This is a genomic window from Brevibacillus sp. BD137, from assembly GCF_041644655.1.
In the GTDB taxonomy this organism is placed as follows: Bacteria; Bacillota; Bacilli; order Brevibacillales; family Brevibacillaceae; genus Brevibacillus; species Brevibacillus brevis_D.
On the sequence record NZ_JAOTNO010000007.1, the window covers coordinates 253,532 to 259,826 of the forward strand.

7 protein-coding genes and 1 tRNA gene are annotated in these 6,295 nt (G+C 44.7%); 4 read left to right on the plus strand and 4 right to left on the minus strand.

Annotated elements, in window-relative coordinates:
* Positions 1-18: 18 nt before the first annotated feature.
* Positions 19-1,131, minus strand: coding sequence for a GerAB/ArcD/ProY family transporter (locus ODZ53_RS17765; RefSeq protein ID WP_372678776.1), 1,113 nt, complete (start codon positions 1,129-1,131; stop codon positions 19-21).
* A gap of 165 nt (positions 1,132-1,296) precedes the next feature.
* Between ODZ53_RS17765 and ODZ53_RS17770 the strand changes: the two genes are divergently transcribed.
* Positions 1,297-2,106 carry a serine hydrolase gene (locus tag ODZ53_RS17770; protein WP_372678778.1) on the plus strand — a complete coding sequence of 270 codons (810 nt, stop codon included), beginning with the start codon at positions 1,297-1,299 and terminating at the stop codon, positions 2,104-2,106.
* 13 nt (positions 2,107-2,119) lie between these two features.
* On the opposite strand, the gene ODZ53_RS17775 is transcribed toward ODZ53_RS17770, so the two are convergent.
* Both ODZ53_RS17775 and ODZ53_RS17780 read right to left on the minus strand, forming a co-directional pair.
* Complete coding sequence (locus ODZ53_RS17775; protein WP_372678794.1) at positions 2,120-3,064, minus strand: aldo/keto reductase; 945 nt, start codon at positions 3,062-3,064, stop codon at positions 2,120-2,122.
* A 75-nt stretch (positions 3,065-3,139) separates the two neighbouring features.
* Entirely contained in the window at positions 3,140-3,499 is a 360-nt protein-coding gene (locus tag ODZ53_RS17780) for a winged helix-turn-helix transcriptional regulator (protein WP_016741407.1), read from the minus strand.
* Positions 3,500-3,673: 174 nt separating this feature from the next.
* Here ODZ53_RS17780 and ODZ53_RS17785 point away from each other — a divergent pair, with 174 nt between their 5' ends.
* On the plus strand, positions 3,674-4,516 hold the full coding sequence (locus ODZ53_RS17785) for an aldo/keto reductase (protein WP_372678780.1): 843 nt from the start codon (positions 3,674-3,676) through the stop codon (positions 4,514-4,516).
* 76 nt (positions 4,517-4,592) lie between these two features.
* On the opposite strand, the gene ODZ53_RS17790 is transcribed toward ODZ53_RS17785, so the two are convergent.
* Entirely contained in the window at positions 4,593-4,889 is a 297-nt protein-coding gene (locus tag ODZ53_RS17790) for a Fur family transcriptional regulator (RefSeq protein ID WP_142497247.1), read from the minus strand.
* A 241-nt stretch (positions 4,890-5,130) separates the two neighbouring features.
* On the opposite strand from ODZ53_RS17790, the gene ODZ53_RS17795 reads away from it, so the two are divergent.
* Positions 5,131-6,000 carry a YitT family protein gene (locus ODZ53_RS17795; RefSeq protein ID WP_015892813.1) on the plus strand — a complete coding sequence of 290 codons (870 nt, stop codon included), beginning with the start codon at positions 5,131-5,133 and terminating at the stop codon, positions 5,998-6,000.
* A 173-nt stretch (positions 6,001-6,173) separates the two neighbouring features.
* Positions 6,174-6,249 (plus strand) — tRNA-Thr (locus ODZ53_RS17800).
* The last annotated feature ends 46 nt before the right edge of the window (positions 6,250-6,295 follow it).

Sequence of the window (6,295 nt, forward strand, 5' to 3'; positions counted from 1 at the left end):
ATAAGACAAGCCGACACCTTACTTCTGGAGGGTAGCCGGCTTGTTGTTCATTTGCTTCCGTATCCAGTAACCGACGATGAGGATCAGTGGATACAAGAACCCTATTGTTAAATCAAAGAATGGCCAGTATGTATACGTTTCGTATAAAAAAGCTTGGTTTGGAACGATGATAATCGCGATGGCGACAAATAAGATGCAAATGGGCAAGGTGAGCGACTGATGCTCCTTTAAATGGAGAAGCTGCTTTATCCCTACACAGAAACCATACATATACAGTACGACTTTAAAATAAATGGAGACAAACCACATGAGAGCCATCATTGCTTCCTGCCTTTGAAAGAACTCTCCTACATGGACTCGTTTGGCGAGGGAGTAGCTAGGAAACGTCTCACGGGAAACCAATTCTGGGCCGAGCACCAAAAGCGATAAGAAGATGACGGCAAGCAGACAAACGCCACCGTATATCGCTCCTCGCAAAAATGCAGATGTGAGCTTTTGTTTTGCATCTAGGAGTGGAGTCATCATGAGGAAAATAACCAGCTCTGAGAAGGGAAAAGCGGTCACGGAAAATACTCCTCTTATAACGGGCTTCATGCCATTTTCCAAGAAGGGGAGAAGGTTCACAAATTGGAACTGAGGGGTTAACAAAAGAAAAAACGAAACAAACGTAAGGACAAACCAGAGGAAAAAGATTTCGCTGGTCCGTGCAAAAGCTTCAAGGCCTAAACGAACAGCGTATATGGCACAGGCAACAAGTAAAAACATGACAGCTTGGATAGGTGTTGCTTTCATAATGTGCGTAGTCATGAAATCGCCAATTGTTCGGATATAGACTGCGCCATTGATTAACACGGCCCCCATAAAGAGGATGGAAAAGACTGTCCCGAGCCAACGTCCAAATATGAGCTTGTTCTTTTCAATCAGCGTTTGTTCGGGGTAGATACGACCGACTACACAAAACAAGTATACGATGGCTAGCCCCAGCGCCATGCCAATCAAGCCTGATAGCCATCCATCGTGACCGGCTTCAGTCGCAGGTATGGAAGGTAGGATCAAGATGGAATCTCCTATGGTGATGAATGTTACGAGGATGACAAATTGGCGGCTGCCAATTTTATCGGAGTTCTGCATGATGCCTCACCTTGTCCGTAGGTTTATCTTACGTATTATTTCCAAGTTCAGGATGGATAAACGAACGGTAAGCGGCACAGTCTCTTGTTTGATTTGTTTTCGGAATAGTATGATAATCAAGGGACAACAAAAAACTATGAGCAACGGGAGAAGGGAAGAAAAGCTGTGGAGCTGGAAAAAAGGTTATCGGCTATTATCGGACAAGCGGAGGGGACTTGGGGCGTCGTTGTGGAGGAACAGGGCTCAGCGAAAGGAACCCGTTTTGAACATGTACCGGACGAGCTGTTTATTGCGGAGAGTGTCATCAAAGTGCCGATCATGGCTGGCGTTTTCGCGGCAAGTGAGCAGGGGCATTTTCGATTGGATGATCAGCTTGTCCTACGCCAAGAGGATCTGGTGGGGGGATCGGGGATTTTGTACGCGCTATCTCCAGGCTTGAGGCTCACGATTCGCGACTTGGTGACCCTCATGATTATTCAGAGCGACAATACGGCGACAAATATGCTGATTGATTTGGTAGGAAAAGATCAGATTGATCAGACTATGATTGATTTGGGAATGCACCAAAGCTGTTATTCACGCAAACTCATGATTTATCCACTCGATATTACAGACAACAATAAGATAACCGCTGGGGATGTTGCGAATATGCTAGGTCATTTGGCAACGGGCAGTTATCTGTCTCAGCATGCCTGCAAAGAGATGATCGCCATTATGAAAAAGCAGCAAGTCCGTAATGGTCTGCCGTCCCAATTACCAAATGAGGAAGAACCCAATTATCCTGGATGGGAACTGCCGTGTAAATCCGGCTGGGATACTGGCAGACAGCATGATGTAGGCTTGCTATATACGAACAATCGCTGCTTTTCGATTACGGCCTTATCCAAAGATGTAACCGCTCAATCTGCTCTGAACACACTGGGATTACTGGGAAGAGCTGTGTATGACTACGCTATTTTGGCTGTCGATAATTAGATCGGCAGCTTTTTTAATTGTTCATGGACAGAACTTGTTTGGAAACCATATCGATCTCTTGCAATTCCGACGAGGTCAAAGAAAAGCGCATAGCTTTGACATTTTCCTCCGCATGATGGACCTTGGACGCGCCTGGAATCGCAAAGACCGTTTCGCCATGAGCGTGAATCAACCAGTTCAAGGCAATTTGTGTAGCGGATGCATCGTATTTACGTGCAAGCTCCTCCAAGACTGTGATGAGCGGCTGGGACTTTTTTAGCCCGGTGGAACGAAAGGGTGATGTCCATTTTCGAGGTCCTGTAATGGACTGAACAAGGGCTGGATTTTTATGAAACTTGCCGCTTAGAATCCCTTGCTCAAGCGGAGAATAGGCGATAATGGCAATGCCCAACTCTTTTGCCGTATCCAGAATCCCGTTTTGTTCGATTCTCCTGTCCAGCAGGCTGTATTTCACTTGATTGGAGATGAGACGCAGCCCATGCTCGCGCAATACACGATCGGCTTCTCGCATGTTTTTGGCGGAAAAATTACTGACGCCTACGTTCTGTATCTTGCCTTGCTTGACGAGCTTGGCCATTTCATTCATTTCGCTTGCAACAGATGACAAGGAGTAGGGCTGGTGGACTTGATGCAAATGGATGGTGCGGTTGTCGAGGAAACGAATGCGCTCGTCGATTGTGTTCCCGATGCTTTTTGCGGTGCGAAATACAGGCCACCATTTTGTCGCAATATGAGCAGAATCAGCTAGTGTCCCAGCGTCTTTAAGGGCTTTTGCCAGCATCTGTTCTGATTGACCTTTGCCGTATACTTCTGCGGTATCAAACCAGTTAATGCCCCCATGCAAACTCGTCTGCACAATTTTTAAAACATTGTCAGGTCCAATGACAGGCCAAAACTTCCCCACCATTCCGTATCCATTGCTAAACTGCCAGCAGCCGAGACCTAGTGGAGAAAGCATCAGGTCTGAGCTCCCTAATTTACGCAAGACAGACGTTTCGAGTGCTCCCAAGTCACTTCACCTACTCCCGTTCTCTTATTGATTTAAGATACTTTCTTCCAATACAGCATACTTGTCGCCGTACTCCTTAATGATATGCTTTTCGCCCCATAAGCAGAGCGAATCGAGAATACTTTTCAAGGTCCAGCCGTACTCGCTGAGCTCATACTCCACTTTGGGCGGAACTTGATTGTAAATGATCCGGCTGATGATACCATCCTCTTCAAGCTCTCTAAGTTGCTGTGTCAGCATCTTTTGCGTAATACCTGGCATCAGTCGTTTCAACTCACTTGTACGTTTTTTTCCGTGAGTCAGGTGACACAAAATAACGCATTTCCATTTACCGCCGATGACCTCAAGTGTAGCTTCCACTGAAATGTTATACTTCTTTTTCACTGTTGATTTCCTCCTGAACGATAGGTACTTATTAGTGCCTATCACACAAAAAAGTGCGTACTTTTTCTTTTCGTTAGTTTATCTCATAATAACACTTGTCAAACGACATGAAGCACATTAGGTGACTGGGAACAGTCATACTACCATAGAGTACAAGGATGGAGGAAACAAGTTATGCCAAAACATTTGCAAGATACAACGACACTGTACAACGGAGTAAAAATGCCTTGGATGGGTCTGGGTGTTTTTAAAGTAGAGGAAGGTCAGGAGCTCGAGCTAGCTATAAAAACAGCAATCAAGCATGGCTACCGCAGTATTGACACAGCCGCTATTTATAACAACGAAGAGGGTGTTGGCCGTGGAATCCGTGCAGGTTTGCAGGAAGCGGGCATTACTCGGGAAGATCTTTTTGTTACCTCGAAAGTATGGAATGCGGATTTAGGATATGAGTCCACGTTGCAAGCATATGAGACGAGCCTGAAAAAATTAGGGCTGGAATACTTGGACTTGTACCTCATTCACTGGCCAGTAGAAGGAAAGTTCAAAGAAGCATGGAGAGCATTGGAGACGCTGTACAAAAAAGGGTTGGTAAAAGCCATCGGGGTGAGCAATTTCCACGTTCATCATTTAGAAGAGCTGCTTAAAGACGCTGAAATTAAGCCGATGGTCAACCAAGTGGAATTCCATCCGCGCTTGTCCCAAGATGAACTGCATGCCTACTGCAAGGAGCAAGGGATTCAATTTGAAGCATGGTCTCCGCTTATGCAAGGTCAGCTATTGGACAATCCAGTACTAAAAGGAATTGCAGAAAAATACGGAAAGTCCATTGCACAAGTGATTATACGCTGGGATTTGCAAAATGGCGTCGTAACCATTCCAAAGTCGACCAAAGAGCATCGAATCGTCGAGAATGCATCCGTATTTGATTTCGAACTATCGAAAGAAGACATGGAAATGATTCATTCTCTGAATCAAAATCACCGTGTTGGTCCAGACCCAGATAACTTTGATTTTTAATAGCTGACAGCAAACAAAAAACTCCTGATGATTTCAGGAGTTTTTTTGCGTTGAAGAAAAGGAATAGGAATAGGAATCAAATGACTTCTGGCAACTGAATGTCGTCCATTGTGATCACACATTCAAATTGATTGGGGGAGTCGTGGTGAACATGCTCCTTGAAAATACCCATTTTCACGAAAAAGCGCAGGCTGGTGTAAACGGTTGAGAGTGTGATGTTTGGCATCTCGTTTTTCAAAGCGTGATAAATGTCTTTGGCTGTATAGAATTTCCGAGTAGTAAGCATAAGAAGGAGTACGGCTCTTCTTTGGATGGTTAATCTTTTTCCTAGATGCTTGACTTGTTGTGTGACACTGACAATATGATCGTCCATTACAGGTCACCTCGTTCTTATATTATAATAATTACTATATGATAATTATCCTTTTTATTTTGTGTGCAGTCAACTTTTTCTTTCCGCATCTTATCCGGCTCATGGCTTGCGTGTGCATGTTTCTGGGGGATGCGTAAATCTTACATAAGAGGGATGAGGAAAAAGGGGTTTTCTTTTCCACCAAAACATGGTAGTGTATGTGCGGATTTTGCTTACGTGATAATGTCAGGAGTGGGACCATGTGGCACGAAAAAGACGAACCGCAATCCAGATGAACAGTCCACAGCGAAAAGTACTCGAATACGGCATGCTGGTTCTTGGATCGCTAGTATTGGCAACTAGCTTCAATCTGTTTTTGAATCCAAACCAAATTGCTTCTGGAGGCGTTTCTGGGCTATCGACAATTTTGCACAACTTGTTTGGTTTTTCTCCAGCGGTGGTGCAATGGGCAATGAATATTCCTTTGTTTCTATTAGGATTCAAATTTCTCGATCGGCAATACAGTATGAAGGCGGCGGTTGGTTCCATTGTTCTCCCTTTGTGTGTCATGCTGACCAGTCACCTGCAGCCGTTAACCACGAATCTTCTGCTTGCAAGTATTTATGGAGGAATCGGGGTGGGGCTAGGGATTGGTATCGTGTTTCGGGGGAGAGGATCGACGGGCGGTTTTTCAATTGCAACGCAAATCCTCCACAAATATTCAGGAATTAGCTTGGGTGCATGTGTAGCTGTGTTTGATGGACTAGTGATCTTGTTTGCAGGGATTGTATTCGATCCGGAAAAAGCATTGTATGCACTTATCGCATTGTTTGTGACCAGCAAGACGATTGATATTGTTCAGATGGGCTGGAATACATCCAAAGTCGCTTATATCATTTCGAATGAAACAGATACACTGAGAGAAACCATCTTGTACGATTTGGACCGCGGTGTCACTTTGCTGGATGGTGCAGGTGGATATACTGGAGACGCGCGTAAGGTGCTCATGGCAGTTGTCAGCCAAAGTGAAGTGAGCAAGCTGAAAATCATGGTGCGTTCGGTTGATCCCGATGCATTCATTATTTTGTGCCCTGCTCAGGAAGTTTTAGGAGAGGGCTTTCGAGCGGGATAATATTATAGAAGAAACGAGCGGTGGGGAGTAATTCCACTGCTCTTTTTTTATTCGATTTTTATTATGAATGAAATTATTTTAGATTTTCTATTGCATTTAAAATTTATACGTGCTATATTAAATCTCGTGAGCGGGACACACACGAAACGCACACAACGAAAAACAAATCAAATGCCGGTGTAGCTCAATTGGTAGAGCACCTGACTTGTAATCAGGGGGTTGTGGGTTCAAGTCCTATCGCCGGCACCACTACCTAATCTGTAGTTGGGAAACGAAATGGAGCGCTTGATAGCGC

Coding starts and splice junctions, on each gene's coding strand:
- ODZ53_RS17775 (WP_372678794.1), bottom strand. CDS start 3,064: ATGCTTTCTCCACTAGGTCTCGGCTGCTGGCAGTTTAGCAATGGATAC.
- ODZ53_RS17790 (WP_142497247.1), bottom strand. CDS start 4,889: ATGGACGATCATATTGTCAGTGTCACACAACAAGTCAAGCATCTAGGA.
- ODZ53_RS17785 (WP_372678780.1), top strand. CDS start 3,674: ATGCCAAAACATTTGCAAGATACAACGACACTGTACAACGGAGTAAAA.
- ODZ53_RS17765 (WP_372678776.1), bottom strand. CDS start 1,131: ATGCAGAACTCCGATAAAATTGGCAGCCGCCAATTTGTCATCCTCGTA.